Below are 20,772 nucleotides of genomic sequence, written 5' to 3' on the forward strand. Positions count from 1 at the left end.
TTGCGGCTACATTGTCCATGCCGGCCGGAAGGGCAAGGGTGTTTCAGAACCCCGCCATTTCCCGCCGCACCCGGGCCAGGAAGCTCGCGCGCTGGTGTTCCGTGGCGCGGTTCATGTCGTAGAGGGCGTGATACTGCACCGCCGCCCGCCCGCCGCTGACCACGCGGAAGTAGCGCGTGACGATCTTGCGGGGCGGGTCGCCCATCATCATCGCCGTCCAGCGCGGGCGCCCATAGGTGCTGATCCCCGCCACCTTCCTGATGTGCAGCAGGTTGGGGGAGGCCACGCCATCCTCCAGCCTGAAGGACACGCCCGGCAGCATCACGCGGTCCATCCAGCCCTTCAGGATGGCGGGCAGGCCGAAGCACCAGGTGGGGAAGGACAGGACCAGGGCCTCGGCCTCCATCAGGCGGCGGACGTAATCCGCCACGGGCTCCTGGTTCGACGGCACCTCGTGGTAGCCGCGGCGTTCCTCGGCGCTCAGGACCGGGTTGAAGCCTTCCGCATAGAGGTCGCAGAAATCCACCTGGTGGCCGGCATCGCGCAGCCCGTCCCGCGCGGCGCGGCTGATGGCGGCATGGAAGCTGTCTTCCAGCGGATGGGCGTAGAGGTAGTGGATACGCATCAGCGGCGCCCCGCGATGATGGCGATATCCTCCGGCGCCAGGTCGACCGGCGTGCCGTTGCGGATCAGCTCCGCGAAACCCTCATTCGGCGTCATCATCGTCAGGCAATACAGCTTCTCCTGCGTGTCGTTGACCACGACATGCTCGGTCCCCGGGCGCAGCACGAAGCAATCGCCGGGGCCCACGGGCATCTCCACGCCATTGGCGTAGGCCTTGCCGGAACCCGCGAGGACGAAGAAGCATTCCTCCGCCGCGCTGTGGGTGTTGGGGGGCGTGCGGCCGCCCGGTTCGAAGATCTCCACCACCAGGGTGAAGGTCACGCCATCGGCCACGGGATCGAAGAGGCAGGCGAAGTAGTTGCTGTCATCGGGCGCGATGCGGAAGCCGCGGAGGTCCGCGGCGCGGCGAGACAGGACGGGGGCGGCCATCATGCGGCGACGTTCCTTGCAAAGCTCACGCTGATTGTTGCACATCGCGCGCCGGAACAACCGGGACAATCGCGATGCGCATCCTGCTGGTGCACAGCCACCCACGGGCCGACAGCCTCAACGCCGCGCTGCGCGACGCCACGCGCGAATCGCTGGAAGCGGCGGGCCACACGGTGGAGGTGCGGGACCTCTATGCCGAGGGATTCAACCCCGCGCTCAGCGCGGAGGAGCGCGGTGTCTATCACGCGGTGACCGACAACTACGCGGGCGTCGCGGACCATGTGGAAAGCCTGCGAACAGCCGATGCGCTGGTTCTGGTGTATCCGACCTGGTGGTACGGCATGCCCGCCATGCTGAAGGGGTGGTTCGACCGCGTCTGGGCGCCGGGCGTGGCCTTCAAGCTGGGCGATGGCGCGATCGAGCCGCTGCTGACCAACATCAAGCGGATCGCAGTGGTGACCACCTACGGGTCCCCCACCTGGCTGCTCTGGTATATCGGCCGCACCGACCGGAAGCTGATGGGCCGCGGCATCCGCCGGCTCTGCGCCAAGGACTGCAAGGTCGAATGGGTGACGCTGACGCGGATGGACCACCGGACGCGGGCGGAATGCGAGAGCTTCGTCACCCGCGTCCGCGCGCATTTCCGGCGCTGGTAGGCTAGAGGCCGACCACCGCATCCAGTTCCCGCCAATCCGGCGCGACGGCATCCAGCACCTTCCCCGCCCGCAGCACGACGCGATCGGCTTGCGGGCGGGACAGAAGCTCCGTCATGAAGCGGGCGGAGAACAGCACCAGGTCGGCGGTGGCGCCGGCGCGGATGCGGCCATGGGTGGCGCTGACCTGCATCGCCTCCGCCGGCGCGGCGGCGGCCGCGCGGTGCCAATCCGTGAAGGGATGGTCGAGGTGGAGGATGCGCGTCGCCTCGCGGAACACTTCCGCCATGTCGAGGTCGCCATAGGCGTAGAAGGGATCGCGCGTATTGTCGGAAGCTACGGAGACGCGGATGCCCGCGGCGCGCATCTCATGCACCAGGGTCACGCCGCGCCAGCGGGGCGTGCGGCTCGGCACGCGGTCCTGGAGATACATGTTGCACATCGGCAGGACGACGATGTCGATCCCGGCCTCCGCTACGCGGGCGATCGTCTCCTTCGCGAAATCCTCCGGCTGGATGGACAGCGAACAGCAATGGCCGGCCTGGATGCGACCCTTGAAGCCGCGCTTCAGCGCGGTCAGCGCGATCTCCCGCAGCGCTCGCGCGCCCGTCTCCCCGCTCTCGTCGACATGAAGGTCGAGGTCGAGGCCACGGGCCTCGGCCAGGGAGAAGAAGTGGTCCAGTTCCTCCTGGAATCCCTCGGGCAGGTCGTCATGGATGCCGCCGGAATGGCGCGTGACCATGCCGAGCACGCCGCCGCTATCCGCCACCATGTCGGCCAGCGCCGCGCCATCATCGCCCCGGAAACGGTCCAGCGGGCAGATGGAGGTCATCTGCAGCGCGATGCGCCCGGCCCAATCGTCCCGAAGCTTGCGGAAGACGCGCCAGGTGCCGGCGCCGTGGGGCATGTAGGTGTCGAGGTGGGTGCGGATGGCCACCGTGCCATGCGCATAGGCGCAGCGAAGCGAGAAATCGGCGCGCGCGGCGACGTCATCCGGGCTCCAGGCCTTGGTGCGGTCGGCCATGACGGCGTTGATGGCGCCGGCGAAGGTGCCGTCCGCATTGCGCGACCGCGGCCAGATATGGCCCTTGTCGAGATGCGTGTGGGCATCGACGAAGCCGGGCCAGACCTGGCCGCCGCGAAGGTCGATGCCCTCCCCGCCCCCCTTCCCCTGCGGCACCACGGCGGCGATGCGGCCACCCTCCACGCGGATATCGACGCGGCAGAGGTCATCGATGTCCGGCGTCCCGACGGGTTCGGCCAGCAGGGAGGCAGGCACGCGGGCGTCCACCAGCCAGTAGTGGCTGCCGGCAGCAGAAAGGGCGGTCTTCACTACTTCCGTTCCTTCATCGCGCTTTCGTGCCAGTGGCGCAGCGCGAGATGCGAAATGAGGCTGAGCGCCAGGAAGATGGCGATGCCGGTGACGGAGATGAGCACCAGGGAGGCGAACATCCGCGGGATCTTCAGCTGGTAGCCCGCTTCCAGGATGCGGTAGGCGAGGCCGGAAGCCCGCCCGCCCGTGCCCGCCACGAATTCCGCCACGATGGCGCCGATCAGCGCCAGGCCGCCCGAGATCCGCAGCCCCGCCAGGAAATAGGGCATGGCGGTCGGCAGGCGGAGGTAGCGCAGCACCTGCCAGCGATTGGCGCGGTACAGCCTGAACAGGTCGACCAGATTGTGGTCCGCGCTGTTCAGGCCGAGCGTGGTGTTCGACAGGATCGGGAAGAAGGCGACGATCCAGGCGCAGATCAGCAGCGCGATCCGGATGTCATCCACCCAGATGAAGATCAGTGGCGCGATGGCGACGATCGGCGTGACCTGCAGGATCACCGCATAGGGGAAGAGCGACAATTCGATGATGCGGGACTGCGCGAACAGCACCGCCAGCGCCAGCCCCAGCACCGCGGCCACGGTCAGCGCGGCGAAGGTGATCTGCAGCGTGATCAGCAGCGACCCCGACAGCGTGCCCCAATCCGTCAGCAGCGTGCGGCCGATCTCAATGGGCCCCGGCAGGATGTAGGAGGGGATCTCCTTCGCCCGCACAGCCCATTCCCAGGCGCCGAGGGCCAGGAAGCCGATGAGCATGGGCATCAGGATGCGGAGCCAGCCATCCGGCGTCAGCCCCAGCACCTTGCGCTCGCTATGTTCCTCGACCGCCGTGGCGGCTTCGTTGGAGGAGAGGACGACGCTCATTCGCCCATGGCCCGGGACAGGGCCGCGGAGATGTCGCGGCAATGGGCGGCATAGGCGGCGGAAGTGCGGAACACCTCGCCACGGGGATAGGGGGCATCCACGGAGAGGTCCTCCACCACGCGACCGGGCCGCGCGGCCATGACGACGATGCGGCGGGAGAGGTAGACGCTTTCGAACACCGAATGGGTGACGAAGATGGCGGTGAAGCGCTCCGCCTCCCACAGCGTCAGCAGGTCGTTGTTCAGCTTGTGGCGCGTGATCTCATCGAGCGCCGCGAAGGGTTCGTCCATCAGCAGCAGGCGCGGCTTGGTGACAAGGGCACGGGCGATGGAGACGCGCATCTTCATGCCGCCGGACAGGGCGCGGGGGTAGGATTTCTCGAACCCCGCCAACCCAACGGAAGCCAGCGCCGCGGCGGCACGCGCCTCGGCCTCCGGCTTCGGCACGCCGGCCAGGCGCAGCGGCAGCATCACGTTCTTCAGCGCGTTGGACCAGGGGGCGAGGGTCGGCTCCTGGAAGACGAAGCCGACATCGCCGGTAGCGTGGCCGCCCGAGGCCATCTCGATCCGGCCCGCACTCGGCGGGATCAGCCCCGCCATCATGCGCAGCACGGTGGATTTGCCGCAGCCCGAAGGGCCAAGCAGGGAGACGAAATCCCCCTGCCCGATGGCCATGTCCACGCCCCTGACCGCGAGCGTCCCGTTGGCGTAGCGCTTGGTGACGCCCGCCAGCGAGACGACGGGCGCCCCCACGCCAACATCCATGTCAGGCAAGACCGACGCGCTTGTTGACGAAGTCCAGGCTGTAGGCGCGCTGGAACTCCATGCCGGCGGGGTAGAGGCCGACATCGCGCATCCCTTCATAGAATGACTGCCAGCGCGCATCGGTCATGGCGCCGCAGCCCAGCGTCAGCGCATCGCCGGACATGACGATCCCGTTGCTGTTCATCACCTGGATCGCATAGGCGATCTTGGCGTCGTCCATGTCGGGGTTGTCGCGCTTGATGAGGGCGTTGGCCGCGGCGATGTTCTGGCCCGTCAGGTACTGGGTCCAGCCTTCCATCGTGGCGTTGACGAAGCGCTGCACCAGGTCCCGGCGTTCCGTCACCATGCGGCGGCTGACGTCGATGGTTGTGTTGTAGTTGTTGTAGCCGGCATCGGCGATCAGGAAGACCTTCGGCCGCGCGCCGGCCTGGATGGCGGCGAAGGGCTCCGACGACACGAAGCCCTGCTGGATTGCCATGCGGTCGGCCAGGAAGGGGCCGACATTGAAGGTGTAGGGACGGATCTGCTCATCCGTGAAGCCGAAGCGCCGGCGCAGGAAGGGCCAGTAGGTGACGCGGCCTGAAGCGCCGATCAGCACGGGACGGCCGCGCATATCCTCGAAGGAATTGATGCCGTTGCCCTCATGCGTCATCAGGATCTGCGGATCCTTCTGCATGATGGCGCCGATCGTCAGGAAGGGCAGGTTCTCCCGCACATAGTTCAGGGCCTGGAAGCCGTTGGACATGATGAAGTCCACGCGGCCCGCCAGCAGGAGCTGGGACGGGTTCTGCTGCGGCCCGCCCATGCGGATCTCGCAATCGATGCCGTAGCGGCGATAGATGCCGGAGGCAACCGCATGATAGTAGCCGCCATGTTCCGCCTGGGCGCGCCAGTTGGTCTGGAAGGAGACGCGATCCAGCGTCTGCGCCAGCGGCACGCGCGCGCCGGCGACCGCCGCCAGGGTGAAGGCCGTGCCGCCCGTCAGCAGCGCCCGCCGCTCGATCCGATACCTCGTCCGCATCCGCCGATCCCTTTCTTCCGCATCCCGGTTGCCGCCGACTCGCGGCGGTTCGCCCCACTAGAAGGGGGCATGGCCGAAAGTCAGCAAGGGCCATGCCAGGGCCCATGAAGCGCGGGCAGGCATAGACCAAGCGGGCACCGATGCGAAAGCGGGCAGTCGCGGAAATTTTAGGCATCCGTTGCGCGCCAGCCGACCCGGCACCCTGTCTTTCCACCCCGCACGGGCATGGCGCCGGGGCCCCGGCTTTGCCTACAGTCCGGTCGTGCAAGAAAACGCCCCCCACCTCCGCCTCGACCGCCTCACGAAGCGCTATGGAAGCCAGGCCGCCGTCGATGGCGTGTCGCTCTCCGTCGATCGGGGCGAATGCATCGCGCTTCTCGGCCCCTCCGGCTGCGGCAAGACGACCACGCTGCGGCTGGTGGCCGGCTTCATCATGCCGGATGAGGGACGCATCCAGCTCGACGGCAAGTCGATCGAGCGGTCGCCCCCGCATCGCCGCCAGATCGGCATGGTCTTCCAGAACTACGCGCTCTTCCCGCACATGACGGCGGCCGACAATGTCGGCTTCGGGCTGGAGATGCGCGACGTCTCCCGCGCCGAGCGCGACAAGCGGGTGGCGGAGGCGCTTTCGATGGTGGGCCTCGCGCATCTGGCAGACCGCTACCCCGCCCGCATGTCGGGCGGCCAGCAGCAGCGCGTTGCGCTCGCCAGGGCGCTGGTCATCCGCCCCGACCTGCTGCTGCTGGATGAACCGCTGTCGAACCTCGATGCCGGGCTGCGCGTGGAGATGCGGGAGGAGATCGCCCGCCTGCGCGCCGCCGCCGGCATCACCACGCTGTTCGTGACGCATGACCAGGAGGAGGCGCTGGCGTTGGCCGACCGCGTCGCCGTGATGGATCGCGGCCGCATCGTCGAATGCGCCTCGCCGGCCGAGCTCACGGAACGGCCCCGGCATCTCTTCACCGCGGGTTTCCTTGGCGCCCGCACCGTGCTGGCGGGCCGCGCCGCCGACGGGCATTTCGTGCTGGAGGACGGGACGGCGCTGCCCCTGCCGGAGGATGCGCCCGAACGGCCGAGCCATCTGGTGCTGCGCGCGGCGCGCCTCTGGCTGCTGCCGGCGCTGGAGGCGGAACTGCCGCGCGGGCCCCTGCCCTACAACCGCCTGGCGCTGCCGGCGGTGGTCACGGCGGCGACGCGCCTTGATGACAGCATCCATTACGAGGTCGCGGTCGGCAGCCGGCAGATCAGGGTCCATCGCCCCTCCGCCGAGCTCGCCATCGCGCCGGGCACCGACGTCACCCTCGCCGCGCCGCCGGAAGCGGTGTCGTGGATCGAGGATTTCACCGCCGCAACGGGAGCATCAGCATGAGCATCCAGACATCTCGTCGTGCCCTTCTGGCCGCCGCCGCGCTGGCCGCGCCCGCGATCTGGGGCCGCGACGCGGTCGCGCAGATCCGCCGGGGCGATGAACTGACGGTCGGCATCTGGGGCGGTGCGCAGGAACGCATCACGCGGCAGTTCTGCGCCACGCCGCTGGAACGCCAGCATGGCGTGAAGATCAACTATGTGCTGGGCGGCACGCCCGAACGCCGCGCCCGCGCCTATGCCGAACGCGGCCGGCCTTCCTTCGACCTGCTCTACCTCAACATCTTCGAAAGCCGGCAGGCGGTGAAGGACGGGGTGACGATGGCGTCCAGCGCCAATGTCCCCAACTTCGCCAACCTGTATGACATCGCGAAGATCGGCGGCTATGCCGTGGCCTTCAACCCCGTCACCATCGTCTATGACCGCCGCAAGGTGGCCGCGCCGATGACGTCCTGGCGCGACTTCTGGCGCGACGATCTGAAGGGCAAGGTGATCTGGCCGACCTATCCGGGCGCGCAGGGCACATCCGCGCTGCTGATGGCCGCCAAGGTCTGGGGCGGCAGCGAGAGCAATATCGACCCCGCCTTCACCAACATCGCCCGCCTGCGCCCCTTCGCCGCCATCCAGGGCAGCCAGGACCAGCTCTATGGCATGTTCGACCAGGATGTCGGTGCTGCCAGCGTGGAGTTCGGCAGCTTCACCCGCAAATACGCGGAGACGCGCAACCCCAACATCGTCATCGCCGACCCGACCGAGGGCCAGGCCATCGCGACCAATGTCGCCTGCATCACGACCGGCACGCGCAACCAGGCGCTGGCGGAAGCCTTCGTGAACCTGCACCTCTCCCCGGAATGCCAGGCGGCCTATGCGGAGGAGATCTACTACTCCCCCACCATCAAGAACGTCAGCTTCGCCCCGGAACTCGCGGCCAAGCTGATCCTGGGCGAGGCCGCGGTGAACAAGCTGGTGGACTTCAACTGGGACCTGGTGATCGCGAACCAGCCCCGCTGGTCCAGCCGCTTCACGCGTGAGATCGCGGGCTGACATCGGGCCACTGGATACGGGCATACGGGACGGCGCATGAATTCCTCTCCGCGGGCCGGCTGGCTCGCCCTGCCCTATGGGCTGTGGCTGCTGGCCGCCTTCGCCGCGCCGCTCGGTGCCGTGGCGCTGCTCTCCGTGCAGGAGAGCAGCGAGATGTTCGCGCCGCTCTCCCTCCTGCCCTCCGGCGCGCAGTATGCGGAACTGCTGGGGGACCGCTTCTATGTGCGGGTCTTCCTCAACACGATCTGGCTGGGGCTGGGAGTGGCGGCGGCCTCCACCTTCCTCGCCTATCCGCTGGCGCTGTGGCTGACGCGCCTGCCGCCGCGCTGGAAGCCGGTGGGCTTTGCGGTGGTGCTGGTGCCGCTGCTGACCAATGTGGTGGTACGGTCGCTCGGCATCATCCTGCTGTTGGCGCCGCGGGGCATCGTATCGGGCATCGGGCAGTTCTTCGGGCTGCCGCCGTCCAACCTCCTGTTCGGCTGGTTCGCCGTCGGCCTGGCGCTGACGCAGGTCTTCCTGCCCTACATGGTCCTGGCCTTGTACGACGTGCTCGACGGCCAGGATAAGCGGCTGGAGGAAGCGGCGGCGGGCCTCGGCGCCGGACCGGCCATGCGCTTCCTGCGCGTGATCCTGCCGCTGTCGCTGCCTGGCCTCCGCGCCGGGCTGACCGTGACCTTCCTGATGGCATCGACAGCCTACGTCTCCGCGACCCTCGTCGGCGGGCGGAAGGTGTGGGTTTCCGGCATGGTGGTGCTGAAGGAGGGGATGGAGATCCTGAACTACCCCCTCGCCGCCGCGCTGGCGATGATGATGCTGGGCGCGTCGGTGGTGGTCACGATCCTGATCGGGCGCGCGATCGGGTTCCTGACGCCCTGGGTGACAGGCCGCGCGCCGCGCTTCCGCCTCTCCCTGCCGCCAGGCCTCCGCCGGCCGCTGGTCGCTGTGGCGGAGGCCGCGGCGCCGGTCGTCTCCCGCTTCCTGCTGGCACTGGCCATTGGCGTCCTGATCTTTCCGCTGCTGCTGGTCGCCGTCGCCTCGGTGAATGACAGCCCGCAGGCGACGGTCGCGCAATTCGTCGGCTTCACCTGGAAGTGGTACGGGATGGTGCTGCAGAATGAGCGCTATCTCTCCGATGCCTGGGTCAGCGTGAAGCTGGCGCTGGCCTGCGTCGCCATTTCGCTGGCCATCGCGCTCCCGGCCTCCTTCGCCCTGGTGCGGGCGGGGTTCAGGGGGCGGGAGGTGCTGGGCGCGGCGCTGATGCTGCCCCTCGCCCTGCCGGGCATCGCGATCGGCCTTGGCATGTTGCGGCTGCTGCAATGGTTCACGGCGCTGCCGCCCTTCATGGGCGTGCTGGCGGTGCATGTGGTGCTGGTCGCGCCCTTCATGCTGGCGCTGCTGCGCGCCTCCGTCGCGGGGCTGGACCGGACGCTGGAGGAAGCGGCAAGCGGCCTCGGCGCGCCGCCCGCGCGCGTCTTCCGCAAGGTGATCCTGCCGCAGCTTGGCCCGGGCATCGCGGTGGCCTGCGTCATCGGCTTCCTGCTGAGCTTCGGGGAGGTGACGGTGACAGCCTTCCTGACAACGGCGCGGCTGCAGACCCTGCCGGTGCGCATCTATGCCGAGAGCACCTTCAGCCTGGAGAACACGGTGAATGCCATCAGCACCATCTTCATCCTGATGACGGTGGCGATGCTGATCCTGGTGAACCGCTTCATGCCGCTGGACCGGGTCTGGAAGCGGTAGCCCTTCCCCCTCCGCCGCCCCACGAAACCCCTCCGTCGCCCGGCGCCGGAGGGGTTTTTCGTTTGCGGTTGACGCGCGGCGGCACTTGGCTACATGCTTGCTGTACGAAGGACGCTGTCCTGCATTGCGAGACGCCCATCCCGCAGCGCAGTCGGGGAAGGAAACCAGGTGCCAGACGATGTGACGGGCGCGCCGCGCGCCCTTGCGGCCGCGACCGCCGCCACCGGCTATTCGCTGGCCGTCGATATCGGCGGCACCTTCACGGATGTGGTGCTGCGCCATGCGGATGGCCGCGCCACCACCGACAAGACGCTGACCACCCATCGCAACCTGCTGGAAGGCTTCTTCCGCGCGGTGGATTTGGCGCTCGGCAAGGCGGGTGTGGGGCCAGAAGCGGTGACGGAGGTCACGGTCCACGCCACCACCCTGGTGACCAATGCGGTCATCGAGCGTCGAGGCCCGCCGACCGCCCTGCTGGCGACGAAGGGTTTTCGGGATATCCTGAGCATCCGCAACGAACATCGCTACGACATGTTCGACCCGCAGATCGAATTCCCCGATCCGCTGGTGCCCGACAGCCTGGTCTACACGCTGGATGAACGCATGCTCGCGACCGGCGCGGTGGAGAAGCCGGTCGACGCGGCGGAAGCCGCTGACCTGGCGCATCGCATGGCCGCCGATGGCGTGAAGGCGGTGGGCATCTGCCTGCTCAATGCCTATCGCAACGGGGCCAATGAACGCGCGGCGCGGGCGGCGATACTGGCGGCGGTGCCCTCCATGGAGGTCACTCTGTCCTCGGAGGTCTCACCGCAGATCCGCGAATATCCGCGCGCCTCCACCACGGTGATGAATGCCTACACCCAGCCCATCGTCGCGCCCTATCTGGCGGCGCTGTCGGCGGAGCTGGTGCGGCGGGGCTTTCCGAACCGGCCGCTCATCATGCTGTCGAATGGCGGCGTCGTCGGCACCTCCATCGCCGGCGCCTTCCCGGTGCGGATGATCGAGAGCGGGCCGGCGGCCGGCGCGCTGGCGGCCAGCTACTTCGCCGATGTGCTCCACCTCCCGCGGCTGCTGTCCTTCGACATGGGCGGCACCACGGCCAAGGCCTGCATGATCGATGCCGGCAAGCCGCTGGTGGCCGGGGAGTTCGAGGTCGATCGCCGCTACCGCTTCAAGCCCGGCAGCGGCTTCCCCATCACCATCCCCGCCGTGGACATGATCGAGATCGGCGCCGGCGGCGGCTCCATCGCGCGCGTCGACAATCTCGGCCTGCTGAAGGTGGGGCCGCGCAGCGCGGGGTCGGAACCAGGGCCGGTCTGCTACGGCCGTGGGGGCACGGAGCCCACGGTGACGGATAGCGACGTGGTGCTGGGCCTGCTGGATGCGGACCGCTTCCTCGGCGGCGACATGAAGCTGGACATGGCGGGTGCCGCGGCCGCGCTGGGGCGGCTTGGCGAACGCCTCGGCACCGATGCGGTCGCGACGGCGCGCGGGGTGTTCGAGGTAGTCTGCGAACAGATGGCCGGCGCGGCGCGCGCCCATGCGACCGATCGCGGCATCGATTGGCGCGGATTGCCGATGCTGGCCTTCGGCGGCGCCGGTCCCGTCCATGCCTGCCGCGTGGCGGAACTCCTGGAATGCCGGCACCTGGTCTTCCCACCGATGGCCAGCGTGCTCTCCGCCTTCGGGACCCTCGTCTCCCCGGTACGGCTGGACCTGGTGCGTTCCGCGCTCTCCCCGCTCGCGACGCTGGACTGGGCGGCCGTGCGCGCGCTGGTCGGCGGCATGGCGGATGAGGGCCGCGCGGCCCTGGCGGAGGCGGGCGTCGATGCCGCGGATGCGACGCTGGAACTCGGCGTGGATTGCCGCTACCGCGGGCAGCAGAACGAGGTCACGACCGAACTGCCGCTGTCCGTGCTGGACAGCGGCGATGCGGTGGCGCTGCGCGAATCCTTCGAGCAGGCCTACGAAGCCCTCTACGGCATCCGCCTGCCCGATGTCCCGATCGAGGTCGTGACCTGGCGCCTGGCCGCGCGCGGGCCGCTGCCCGTTGCCAGCCCCTCCCCCATGCCGGGCGGCACGCCCGCCAGCCCGCGCACGCATCGCCCCGTGGCGGTTGAGCCTGATGTGCCGATGGTGCCGGTCTATGACCGCGGAGCCATCGCCGTCGGCCAGAAGATCGAAGGCCCTGTCATCATAGAGGAACGGGAGACCACGCTGGTGGTGCTGCGCGGCTGGACGGCCAGCGTGCACCCGACTGGCGCCGTGGTCGCGGAGCGCGTGGCATGAACACCTCCCTCGACGGCATCGCGCTGGAGATCCAGTGGTCCAACCTGATCGCGACGGTGACGGAACAGGCGCGCGCGCTGCAGCGCATCGCCTTCAGCCCCATCGTGCGGGAGGCGGGGGACCTGGCCACCGCGCTGTTCGACCGGCGCGGGCGGATGGTGGCGCAGGCGGTGACGGGCACGCCAGGGCACATCAACAGCCTGGCCGCCGCCGGCCAGCACTTTGTCCGTGCCTTCCCGCCCGATAACCTCTCCCCCGGCGATGTGCTGATCACCAATGATCCCTGGCTTTCCGCGGGGCATTTCTTCGACATCACGGTGATGACGCCTGTGTTTCGCGGCGGCGCCTGCATCGGCTTCTTCGGCAGCACCATCCACCATACCGATATCGGCGGCTACGGCGTCGGTGCCGGGGCGCGCGACGTGCATGAGGAAGGGCTCTGGATTCCGCTGGCGAAGCTCTATGAGAAGGGCGTCGCCAATGCGCTGCTCTTCGACATCATCCGCCGCAATGTCCGCACGCCCGACCATGTGGCAGGCGACCTGGCCGCGCAGGTGGCGGCGGGGCGTGTGGGGGCGGAGCGCCTGAACGCGCTCTGCGACCGTACCGGCTTCGATGACATCGAGGCACTTTCCGATGCCATCATCGGCCGGTCGGAAGAAGCGACGCGGGAGAGCATCCGCAAGCTGACGCCCGGCACCTTCCATGGCGAGAGCATCTTCGATGTCCCCGGCGGGCTGAAGGTGACGCTGAAGGCGGCGGTGACGGTGGATACCGATGCCGGCGAACTCGTCATCGACTTCACGGGGTCTTCGCCTGAAGCGCCGATCGGCATCAATGTCGTGCTGAACTACACGGCGGCCTATGCGAACTTCGCCGTGCGCGCCTGCCTCGACCCCGACCTGCCCAACAACTACGGCAGCCTCTTCCCCGTGAAGGTCCGCGCGCCGGAAGGCAGCATCGTGAATTGCCGCTACCCTGCGCCGGTGAATGCGCGGCACGTGGTCGGCATGTATGTTCCCTTCCCCGTGCTGAAGGCGCTGCACCAGGTGATGCCGGACCGCGTGCTGGCGGAGGGTTCGGGCGCGGTCTGGACCATCCAGATCCAGGGCAAGGATGATGAAGGCCAGCCCTTCACCTCCTCGATGTTCAACTACTCCGGCGGCACGGGCGCGCGGCGGGAGAAGCCCGGCCTTTCTGCCACCTGCTACCCTACGGGCGTCGCGGCGGTGCCGGTGGAGGTGCTGGAAGCCGCCATGCCCATCGTCTTCACGCGCAAGGAGCTTCGCCGCGGATCGGGTGGCGCGGGGCGGATGCCCGGCGGCGATGGCCAGGTCATCGGCTACCGCATGAGGACCCGCGATCCCTGGCTGCTCAACGTGGTGGCCAGCCGCACCGACCTCGGCCCGGAAGGGCTGGAAGGCGGTGGCGATGGGTTGCCCGGACGCTTCCTGGTCAACGGCAAGCCGGTGAACGAGGCGCGCAAGATGGCGATGGCGGCCACCGACGAAGTGCTGATGGAAACGCCCGGCGGCGGCGGCTACGGTAAGGCATAACGACTCCCGGCAAACGGGCGTCCTCTGAGGAAACGACAGGAATGATCGCAAGGCGCGCGCTGCTCGGCAGCGCATCGGTGCTGGCGCTGCCCGCTGTGGTGCGGGCGCAGGCGCTGTTCACGCGGCCCGTCCGCTTCGTCCTCGGCTTCGCGGCCGGCGGCGCGGGGGACATCACGGTGCGGATGCTGGTGCCGCATATGCAGGCGGAAATCGGCCAGCCCATCGTGGTGGACAACCGCCCCGGCGCCGGCGGGATCATCAGCGCCGAAGCGGTCGCCCGCGCCGCGCCGGATGGCCACACCATGTACCTGCTGACCACCAGCAACATGGCCGCGCCCGCCTTCTATCGCACCATGCCCTTCGACGTGACACGCGACTTCGCGCCGGTCGGCCGCATGGTCTGGTACGACCACGTCATCGCCGTGAACCCGCAGCTTCCCGTGAACACGCTGGCGGAGCTGATCGCCTATGCGAAGGCGCGGCCGGGGACGCTGAACATCGGCTCCATCGCCGTCGGCAACGCACAGCACCTCGGCGTCGAGCTGTTCCGCGCCATGGCCGGCGCGCCGATGACGACGGTGACCTATCGCTCCTCCCCGGAGCTCATCACGGCGCTCTCCACCGGGGAGATCCAGGTGGCGGGCGAATTGCTGGCGCCGACCCTGCCGCAGGTTCAGGCCGGGCGCGTGAAGCTGCTGGCGGTGACGGCGCCGACGCGCTTCCCGACCCTGCCCGATGTGCTGACCAGCGCGGAAAGCGGCCTGCCCGACTACATCGTCCGGTCCTGGAACGCGATCGTCTTCCCCGCCAATACGCCGCGCCCGCAGATCGAGGCGATGAACCGTGCCATCCGCCGCGCGCTCGGCGTGCCGGAGATCCGCAACCGCCTGATCGAGCTCGGCGGATTGCCCGAGGCGAGCAGCCCGGAGGAACTCGGCGCCATGATCCCGAATGAGGTCGCGGCCTGGGGCCGCATGGCGCAACTCGCGGGGGTGGAGAAGCAGTGAGCGAGGCGGAGCGGCTGCTCAAGCAGGACCTGCTGCACGCCTACCACATCCTCGATGCCGATGGTCAGGCCAGCGGCATCGCGGGGCATCTCACCGCAAGGCTGCCGGGGGCGGATCGCTTCTGGTCGCATCAATGGGGTATCGGCTTCGACGAGGTGCGGGCGGATGGCCTGATCGAGGCCGATTTCGACCTCGACACCACGCGCGGCATCGGGCGGGTGAACCCGACCCTGCATATCCACACGCGCATCTACCGCGCGCGGCCTGACGTGACCTGCATCATCCACACCCATGGCAAGGCCGGCGTGGCGCTGGGCTGCGCGGGGATGACGCTGGAGACCATCACCCAGACCGGCGCCGTCTTCCATGACGACATCGCGCTGTTCGACGAGTTCCACGGCATCGTGCTGGACACCAACGAAGGCGATGCCATCGCCGCGGCGCTGGGGCCGAAGCGCGGGCTGCTGCTGAAGAACCATGGCGCGCTGGTGGTCGGTGCCTCCATCGCGGAAGCCTGCATCGGCATGACGGTGCTGGAATGGGCCGCCGATGTGCAGCTTCGCGCCGCCGCCGCAGGCCCCCTGCAGAAGCTCGACCCCGCCGCTGCCGCGCAATCGAAGAAATTCCTGCTGGATGCGGCCAACCTCGGCCTGCGCTGGGATTTTCTCAAACGAAAAATCGCCCGAAGCCGGCCATTCCTGGGAGAGACGCCATGAAGCGCCTTCTGCTTGCCGCCCTGCTGGCCTGCACCGCGCTGCCCGCCATGGCGCAGCAATTCCCCAACCGGCCCATCCGCTGGATCGTTGGCTTCGCGCCGGGCGGCGTCGGCGATACCACCGCGCGCATCGTCGGCCAGAAGCTCAGCGAGACCCTCGGCCAGCCCGTCGTGATCGAGAACCGGCCCTCCGCCGGCGGGATCGTGGCGAGCGAGACGGTGGCGCGCGCGGCGCCCGATGGCCACACGCTGCTGCTGGTGACGGCGACGGCGGCCACGGCGCCGCATCTGTTCCGGCAACTGCCCTACCACCCCATCGACGATTTCGCCTTCGTGTCGCAGATCGCCAGCTTCCCGCACGCCATCGTCGTCGCCGCCAACTCGCCCTATCGCAACCTGCAGGATCTGGTGGCGGGGGCGCGGGCGAATCCCGGGCGGGTCAATCTCGGCTCCGTCAGCGTCGGCACGGCGCTGCATCTCTCGCTCGAACTGCTGCGCTCCATGGGCAGCATCCCGGCGGAGATCGTGACCTATCGCGCCACCGGCGAATTGCTGAACGCCACCGTCTCCGGCGATGTGCAGGCGGCGATGGAGGTGGCGGCGACGACGCTCGGCCAGATCAGCGGCGGGCGGATGCGGGCGCTGGCGGTGACATCACCGCGGCGCATGTCGATCCTGCCGGATGTGCCGACCGTCGCCGAGTCCGGACTGCCCGACTACAATGTCATCACCTGGAACGGCATGGCCGCGCCGCGCGGCACGCCGCGCCCGATCATCGACCGGCTGAATGCCGAGGTCGCGCGCGCCATGGCGATGCCCGATGTGCGCGACCGCCTGCTGCCGATCGGCGTGGAGCCCGCGCCAGGCACGCCGGAGGCGCTGCATGCGCTGCTCACCGCCGAAACCGCCCTCTGGGGCCGGGTCATCGAAGCCGCGAGAATCGAGAAGCAATAGTTCGATGCCCTCAAGCGCCGGGCGGCCGCATCCGCGGCCTTGGCTTCGCGGCACTGGCCGCGGCGGCCGTCCGGCCGCTCGGCCCGCAAGCGGGCCGCATGTTCCTCCTGATGAGCAAGGTAGCACCATGAACATCCCCAAGATCGACTGGAACAGCATCCCCTGGACGACCGTCCGCCCCGGCGTGGAACGCAAGGGCTTCACGGGCGAAGGCGCCACTGTCGCGCTGCATCGCCTGCATCCCGGGCACGAGCCGAAGCCGCACAACCATCCTAACGAGCAGATCGTCTACATCATGGCCGGCACCATCGATTTCCACATCGAGGGTGAGGTGCATCGCCTCGGCCCGGGGGGCCTGCTGGTGGTGCCGCCGAACGCCATGCATCACGGCGTGGTCGTGGGGGATGAGATGGTGCTGAACCTCGATGTCTTCACGCCGGCCAGGCCGGAATATGCCTGACCTTTCCGTCCGCGTCGGGGGCATCACGCTCAATAACCCCGTCATCATCGGCTCCGGCGACCATACGATGACGGAAGGCGCGCTGGTGGCCGCGCGCGCCACCGGCGCGGGCGCCGTCGTCGCCAAGTCGATCAATGAGAGCGTGGCCGCGAAGCGCCAGCTGGATGGCAGCGACCATGTGCTGCTGGACAGCCGGTGGAACCCCATACCCTGGGATTTCGCGCCGCCGCCGGATGCGATGCTGCTGGGGCGTTCGGGCCTGCACCAGTCGCCCAGCGAGGACTGGATCGACATCGTCGCCGCGCAGGACAGGGAAGCCGCGAAGACGGGGCAATACGTCATCGGCTCCATCATCCTCGCCAACCTCGACACCGCCTGCGACCTGGCGAAGCGCTACGAGGCCGCCGGCATCCGCGTGCTGGAACTGAACATCGGCGCGCCGCATGGCGATGAAGCCGTGCCCGGCGCCATCATCCAGGAACGCGCGGCGAACAGGGTGCGGGAGATCACGGCCAGGCTCCGCGCCGCGATCTCCATCCCGCTCTGGATCAAGCTGACGGGGCAGAGCGAGGATGTCGGCGCCCTCGCCTTGGCCGCCAAGGAAGGCGGCGCGGATGCGACCATCGTCATGGGCCGCTTCATGGCGCTGGTGCCGGATATCGAGACCCGCGCGCCGATGCTCGGCACCGCCGGCGCCATCGGCGGGCCGTGGTCGCTGGCGCTGACCTGCCGCTGGCTGGCGGAGGCGCGGAAGAAGGTAGGCGCCGATTATTCGCTGCTGGGCACGAACGGCGCGCGGGACGGGCTGGACGTGGTGCGCTTCCTGCTCGCCGGCGCACGGGCCGTGGAGATGACCAGCGCGATCATGGCCGGCGGCTTCGATGTCGCGCGCCGCGCGGTGGCGGAGATCGAGGCCTATCTGGTCCGCACGGGCGGTGATGTGGAGGACCTCATCGGCCTCGCCGCCGAACGGCGCGTGGCCTATGGCGTGCAGGCGGACCGGCCGGGCTACTGGCGGGACTTCGTGCCACCCGAAGCCAGGTAGCGGTTCGACCCCAGCCGGGCGCTGACGGCGCTTGCGGCTTCGTGCAGGGCCTCCAGCATCGACGCTGGCGGCGGGTCCTGCACGAATTGCACGGAGCCGACGATGCCGAGGGAGCCGACCAGCACCTCCCCGGCCGCGAACAAGGGCGCGGCGAGGACGTTGATGCCGGTCAGCGCCTCCCCCGGCGCGGTCTCCCACAGCCGGTCGCGGACCAGGGCGATGCGGTCGCGCAGAACAGCGGGGTCCGTGATGCTGTCGGGTGTCAGCTTCTCCAGCGGTCCGGACAGGAGGCGGTCGCGCAGCTCCGCCGCCGCGAAGGCCAGCATGATGCGCCCCTGCGCGGAGCAATGCGCGGCGGGGCGGTTACCGGGCTGCACGGTGATGGAGACCTTGTTCGGGGCCTCCAGCGCATGCACCACCAGCGGGTCGCCGCCCGTCGGCACGGCCAGCAGGACGGATTGCCCCACGGCATCGCGCAGCCGGTGCATGGCGGGCTCCGCCACGCGCTTCAGGTCGAACTGCTCCCCCGCCGCCTGGCCGATCTGGTACATGCGCCAGGTCAGGTGATAGCGCTCCGTCGTCTCCTCCTGCGCCACCAGCCCGGCCTGGCGCAGCGTGACGAGGTGGCGGTGGACGCGGCCCTTGGGCTCCGCCAGGTCGCGCGCCAGGTCGGAGACGCGCATCGGCCCACCGGCCAGGGCCATGGCTTCGAGCACCCGCACCGCCATCAGGACGGAACGGACGGCGGCTGTACCCTCGGTGTCATCGCTCATGCAACGTCATCATGGGCAGCGCCATCCGCGGCGCCAAGCCCTGTCAGGGCAGGTGGCGCAGGCGGTCCAGCAGGCGGTCGATATCGTCCGCGGCGTGATACAGGCCGAAGCCGAAGCGCAGACGCCGGCCGCGACGGTCCGTGACGATGTCGGCGGCGGCCAGGCGGGCCTGCCAGCCCCCGGCGTCATCCAGGTCGAAGGCCAGGAAATTCCCGCGCCGGCGTTCCGTGACGGGCACGGCGAGGTGCCGGGGATGGAGGCCGGTGCCCGCCAGCCCCGCGACGAAGCGTGCCTGGAGGGCATGGGCATGGGCGCTGATGGCGGCGGTGTCGATGCGCTGCGCCGCCAGCCAGTCCATCGCGGCGTTGAGGCGGTAGAGGCCGGACGGGTCGAAGGTGGCGCCCATCATGCGCCAGCCATCGGTGGCATAGGGCACGCTGCCATCGCTGGCCGCCAGCGCCCCGAAGGCGGCGTACCAGCCCGTGGCGCGCGGCCGGGGCAGCCAGCCCGGCGGGCAGTGCATGAAGCAGGCACCCTCCCCGGCCATGGCGTATTTGTAGCCGCCGGCGAGGTAGAAGGCGCGGTCGGCAACCGCCGAGATGTCCACCGGCCTCGCCATGAAGCCGTGATAGCCATCGATCACCAGCACGGCGTCGCCTGCGGCCTGCGCCAGGTCGCGAAAATCCTCCTGCGCGTAGCCGGAGTGGAAGAAGACCTCGCTGGTCCAGACCAGGTCGAAGCCGGCGCGCGCGGCCTCCGCCAGGCGGGGCAGGCAGTCCGGGCCGGGGTCGGAAGCGATGCGGGTGACGTGAACGAGACCCTCCTCCTCCAGCCGCGCAACCTGGCGGGCGAAGGAGTGGAATTCGCCATCGGTGGTCAGGATGCGGGCGGGGCGTTGGGTCGGCAGGCTGGACAGGATGCGGATGACGAATTCATGCGTGTTGGGCGCGAAGACGATGCTGGCGGGGTCGGGCGCGCCGATATGCCGGGCGACATGGCGTTGCGCGTCCTGCCAGACCTGGCCCAGCACGACGCTCCATTTGTCGTCCTGATGCTCGGCCGCCACATCCCAGGCGGCCAACTGCGCATCCCGCGTCGCGTCCGGCCAGGGATGGTGGCTATGCGCCGCCACATGCAGCCGGCCGGGCCGGGCGCCGAGGAAGCGGGAGAAATGGGCGCGCAGGTCCAGCATATTCGGGTTCCCTTCCCGGGATAGTTTAAGCTTAAACTATCGGGGTTCAAGGAGACTCTCCCATGGTCGAAGGCGTCGAGACCGATTTCGCGAAGCGGATGAGCTATGGCGACTACCTCCGGCTCGACCAGCTGCTGACCGCGCAGGCACCGCTGTCAGGCCAGCATGACGAGCTGCTCTTCATCACCATCCACCAGGTGCAGGAGCTGTGGATGAAGCTCCTGAACCATGAGATGGACCTGGCGATCGAGAACATGCGGCGCGATGAGCTGCGGCCCTGCTTCAAGGCGCTGTCCCGCGTCTCCCGCATCCAGGCGCAGTTGATCGGCGCCTGGGACGTGCTCTCCACCATGACGCCGCATGACTACCTGGCCTTCCGCGCCAGCCTCGGCAGTTCATCCGGCTTCCAGTCCTGGCAGTACCGGATGATCGAGTTCCGCATGGGCGCGAAGGACGAGTTCATGCTGCGCCCGCATCGCCACCGCCCCGACATCATCGGCCCGTTGGAGGCGGCGTTCCGCGGCCCCTCCATCTATGACGAGGCGCTTCGACTGCTGGCGCGGCGGGGGCTGCCGGTGCCGGTGTCCGTGCTGGAACGCGACCTGACGAAGCGGCACGAGGCGGATGAGGGCGTCACGGCGGCCTGGGCGGTGGTCTATGAGAATCCGGAGGCGCATTTCGACCTGTATGAACTGGCCGAGGAACTCGTGGATCTCGAGGACGCGTTCCAGACCTGGCGCTTCCGGCACATGAAGACGGTGGAGCGCATCATCGGCCACCGGATGGGCACGGGCGGCTCGGCGGGCGTCTCCTACCTCAAGGGCGTGCTGGAGAAGGGGTTCTTCCCGGAGCTGTGGTCGGTGCGGACCAGGCTGAAGGCGCGGTGAGTGTGACTTTTTAGTCGCTAACCCGTTTAAGCCGTTTATGCCGTTTAGCCGCGTTTAGCAC

At 69.0% G+C, this 20,772-nt stretch carries 20 protein-coding genes; 12 read left to right on the plus strand and 8 right to left on the minus strand.

The annotated features are described in order from the left end of the window. Nucleotides 1–43: 43 nt before the first annotated feature. Both BM041_RS17810 and BM041_RS17815 read right to left on the minus strand, forming a co-directional pair. Nucleotides 44–625: an NAD(P)H-dependent oxidoreductase gene (locus BM041_RS17810; RefSeq protein WP_092961242.1), complete on the minus strand. Its 582-nt coding sequence runs from the start codon at nucleotides 623–625 to the stop codon at nucleotides 44–46. Continuing rightward, on the minus strand, nucleotides 625–1,056 hold the full coding sequence (locus BM041_RS17815) for a cupin domain-containing protein (RefSeq protein ID WP_245762150.1): 432 nt from the start codon (nucleotides 1,054–1,056) through the stop codon (nucleotides 625–627). The genes BM041_RS17810 and BM041_RS17815 overlap by 1 nt, the downstream gene beginning before the upstream one ends. Nucleotides 1,057–1,127: 71 nt before the next feature. Here BM041_RS17815 and BM041_RS17820 point away from each other — a divergent pair, with 71 nt between their 5' ends. Further along, nucleotides 1,128–1,709, plus strand: a complete 582-nt coding sequence (locus tag BM041_RS17820; RefSeq protein ID WP_092961243.1) for an NAD(P)H-dependent oxidoreductase — start codon at nucleotides 1,128–1,130, stop codon at nucleotides 1,707–1,709. A 1-nt stretch (nucleotide 1,710) separates the two neighbouring features. Here BM041_RS17820 and BM041_RS17825 read toward each other — a convergent pair whose 3' ends face one another. The 4 genes from BM041_RS17825 to BM041_RS17840 are packed head-to-tail and all read right to left on the minus strand — an operon-like array spanning nucleotide 1,711 to nucleotide 5,684. Continuing rightward, the gene (locus BM041_RS17825; RefSeq protein ID WP_092961244.1) at nucleotides 1,711–3,039 is read right to left on the minus strand and encodes a cytosine deaminase; all 1,329 of its coding nucleotides are present in this window, start codon (nucleotides 3,037–3,039) and stop codon (nucleotides 1,711–1,713) included. Next, nucleotides 3,039–3,899: an ABC transporter permease gene (locus tag BM041_RS17830; protein WP_092961245.1), complete on the minus strand. Its 861-nt coding sequence runs from the start codon at nucleotides 3,897–3,899 to the stop codon at nucleotides 3,039–3,041. Before BM041_RS17830 ends, BM041_RS17825 begins: the two co-directional genes overlap by 1 nt. Then, a complete protein-coding gene (locus BM041_RS17835; RefSeq protein WP_245762151.1) occupies nucleotides 3,896–4,651 on the minus strand; it encodes an ABC transporter ATP-binding protein in 756 nt (251 codons plus the stop codon). The genes BM041_RS17830 and BM041_RS17835 overlap by 4 nt, the downstream gene beginning before the upstream one ends. A gap of 13 nt (nucleotides 4,652–4,664) precedes the next feature. Further along, a complete protein-coding gene (locus tag BM041_RS17840) occupies nucleotides 4,665–5,684 on the minus strand; it encodes an ABC transporter substrate-binding protein (protein WP_092961247.1) in 1,020 nt (339 codons plus the stop codon). A gap of 262 nt (nucleotides 5,685–5,946) precedes the next feature. Here BM041_RS17840 and BM041_RS17845 point away from each other — a divergent pair, with 262 nt between their 5' ends. The 10 genes from BM041_RS17845 (at nucleotide 5,947) to BM041_RS17890 (ending at nucleotide 17,859) form a co-directional block, all read left to right on the plus strand. Next, on the plus strand, nucleotides 5,947–7,053 hold the full coding sequence (locus BM041_RS17845; protein ID WP_092961248.1) for an ABC transporter ATP-binding protein: 1,107 nt from the start codon (nucleotides 5,947–5,949) through the stop codon (nucleotides 7,051–7,053). After that, nucleotides 7,050–8,093: an extracellular solute-binding protein gene (locus BM041_RS17850; RefSeq protein ID WP_092961249.1), complete on the plus strand. Its 1,044-nt coding sequence runs from the start codon at nucleotides 7,050–7,052 to the stop codon at nucleotides 8,091–8,093. Before BM041_RS17845 ends, BM041_RS17850 begins: the two co-directional genes overlap by 4 nt. Before the next feature lie 36 nt (nucleotides 8,094–8,129). After that, a complete protein-coding gene (locus BM041_RS17855) occupies nucleotides 8,130–9,833 on the plus strand; it encodes an ABC transporter permease subunit (RefSeq protein ID WP_092961250.1) in 1,704 nt (567 codons plus the stop codon). 168 nt (nucleotides 9,834–10,001) lie between these two features. Further along, nucleotides 10,002–12,122: a hydantoinase/oxoprolinase family protein gene (locus tag BM041_RS17860; protein WP_217648754.1), complete on the plus strand. Its 2,121-nt coding sequence runs from the start codon at nucleotides 10,002–10,004 to the stop codon at nucleotides 12,120–12,122. After that, nucleotides 12,119–13,678: a hydantoinase B/oxoprolinase family protein gene (locus BM041_RS17865; RefSeq protein WP_092961252.1), complete on the plus strand. Its 1,560-nt coding sequence runs from the start codon at nucleotides 12,119–12,121 to the stop codon at nucleotides 13,676–13,678. Before BM041_RS17860 ends, BM041_RS17865 begins: the two co-directional genes overlap by 4 nt. A gap of 41 nt (nucleotides 13,679–13,719) precedes the next feature. Continuing rightward, the gene (locus tag BM041_RS17870) at nucleotides 13,720–14,685 is read left to right on the plus strand and encodes a Bug family tripartite tricarboxylate transporter substrate binding protein (RefSeq protein ID WP_092961253.1); all 966 of its coding nucleotides are present in this window, start codon (nucleotides 13,720–13,722) and stop codon (nucleotides 14,683–14,685) included. Then, complete coding sequence (locus BM041_RS17875; protein ID WP_175534004.1) at nucleotides 14,682–15,401, plus strand: class II aldolase/adducin family protein; 720 nt, start codon at nucleotides 14,682–14,684, stop codon at nucleotides 15,399–15,401. Before BM041_RS17870 ends, BM041_RS17875 begins: the two co-directional genes overlap by 4 nt. Then, the gene (locus BM041_RS17880) at nucleotides 15,398–16,354 is read left to right on the plus strand and encodes a Bug family tripartite tricarboxylate transporter substrate binding protein (RefSeq protein WP_175534005.1); all 957 of its coding nucleotides are present in this window, start codon (nucleotides 15,398–15,400) and stop codon (nucleotides 16,352–16,354) included. The genes BM041_RS17875 and BM041_RS17880 overlap by 4 nt, the downstream gene beginning before the upstream one ends. Nucleotides 16,355–16,481: 127 nt before the next feature. Further along, on the plus strand, nucleotides 16,482–16,814 hold the full coding sequence (locus BM041_RS17885; protein WP_092961256.1) for a cupin domain-containing protein: 333 nt from the start codon (nucleotides 16,482–16,484) through the stop codon (nucleotides 16,812–16,814). Next, complete coding sequence (locus tag BM041_RS17890; RefSeq protein WP_092961257.1) at nucleotides 16,807–17,859, plus strand: dihydroorotate dehydrogenase; 1,053 nt, start codon at nucleotides 16,807–16,809, stop codon at nucleotides 17,857–17,859. The genes BM041_RS17885 and BM041_RS17890 overlap by 8 nt, the downstream gene beginning before the upstream one ends. On the opposite strand, the gene BM041_RS17895 is transcribed toward BM041_RS17890, so the two are convergent. Continuing rightward, complete coding sequence (locus tag BM041_RS17895) at nucleotides 17,823–18,632, minus strand: IclR family transcriptional regulator (RefSeq protein ID WP_092961258.1); 810 nt, start codon at nucleotides 18,630–18,632, stop codon at nucleotides 17,823–17,825. The genes BM041_RS17890 and BM041_RS17895 overlap by 37 nt on opposite strands. Before the next feature lie 43 nt (nucleotides 18,633–18,675). After that, on the minus strand, nucleotides 18,676–19,824 hold the full coding sequence (locus tag BM041_RS17900) for an aminotransferase class V-fold PLP-dependent enzyme (protein WP_092961259.1): 1,149 nt from the start codon (nucleotides 19,822–19,824) through the stop codon (nucleotides 18,676–18,678). 62 nt (nucleotides 19,825–19,886) lie between these two features. Here BM041_RS17900 and kynA point away from each other — a divergent pair, with 62 nt between their 5' ends. Next, nucleotides 19,887–20,711 (plus strand): tryptophan 2,3-dioxygenase, encoded by an 825-nt coding sequence (kynA, locus tag BM041_RS17905; RefSeq protein WP_092961260.1) that lies wholly within the window; start codon nucleotides 19,887–19,889, stop codon nucleotides 20,709–20,711. Nucleotides 20,712–20,772 lie beyond the last annotated feature (61 nt).

This window comes from Falsiroseomonas stagni DSM 19981 (genome assembly GCF_900114315.1).
In the GTDB taxonomy this organism is placed as follows: Bacteria; Pseudomonadota; Alphaproteobacteria; order Acetobacterales; family Acetobacteraceae; genus Falsiroseomonas; species Falsiroseomonas stagni.

Coding starts and splice junctions, on each gene's coding strand:
- BM041_RS17810 (WP_092961242.1), bottom strand. CDS start 625: ATGCGTATCCACTACCTCTACGCCCATCCGCTGGAAGACAGCTTCCAT.
- BM041_RS17815 (WP_245762150.1), bottom strand. CDS start 1,056: ATGATGGCCGCCCCCGTCCTGTCTCGCCGCGCCGCGGACCTCCGCGGC.
- BM041_RS17820 (WP_092961243.1), top strand. CDS start 1,128: ATGCGCATCCTGCTGGTGCACAGCCACCCACGGGCCGACAGCCTCAAC.
- BM041_RS17830 (WP_092961245.1), bottom strand. CDS start 3,899: ATGAGCGTCGTCCTCTCCTCCAACGAAGCCGCCACGGCGGTCGAGGAA.
- BM041_RS17840 (WP_092961247.1), bottom strand. CDS start 5,684: ATGCGGACGAGGTATCGGATCGAGCGGCGGGCGCTGCTGACGGGCGGC.
- BM041_RS17850 (WP_092961249.1), top strand. CDS start 7,050: ATGAGCATCCAGACATCTCGTCGTGCCCTTCTGGCCGCCGCCGCGCTG.
- BM041_RS17855 (WP_092961250.1), top strand. CDS start 8,130: ATGAATTCCTCTCCGCGGGCCGGCTGGCTCGCCCTGCCCTATGGGCTG.
- BM041_RS17865 (WP_092961252.1), top strand. CDS start 12,119: ATGAACACCTCCCTCGACGGCATCGCGCTGGAGATCCAGTGGTCCAAC.
- BM041_RS17870 (WP_092961253.1), top strand. CDS start 13,720: ATGATCGCAAGGCGCGCGCTGCTCGGCAGCGCATCGGTGCTGGCGCTG.
- BM041_RS17880 (WP_175534005.1), top strand. CDS start 15,398: ATGAAGCGCCTTCTGCTTGCCGCCCTGCTGGCCTGCACCGCGCTGCCC.
- BM041_RS17885 (WP_092961256.1), top strand. CDS start 16,482: ATGAACATCCCCAAGATCGACTGGAACAGCATCCCCTGGACGACCGTC.
- BM041_RS17890 (WP_092961257.1), top strand. CDS start 16,807: ATGCCTGACCTTTCCGTCCGCGTCGGGGGCATCACGCTCAATAACCCC.
- BM041_RS17895 (WP_092961258.1), bottom strand. CDS start 18,632: ATGAGCGATGACACCGAGGGTACAGCCGCCGTCCGTTCCGTCCTGATG.
- BM041_RS17900 (WP_092961259.1), bottom strand. CDS start 19,824: ATGCTGGACCTGCGCGCCCATTTCTCCCGCTTCCTCGGCGCCCGGCCC.
- kynA (WP_092961260.1), top strand. CDS start 19,887: ATGGTCGAAGGCGTCGAGACCGATTTCGCGAAGCGGATGAGCTATGGC.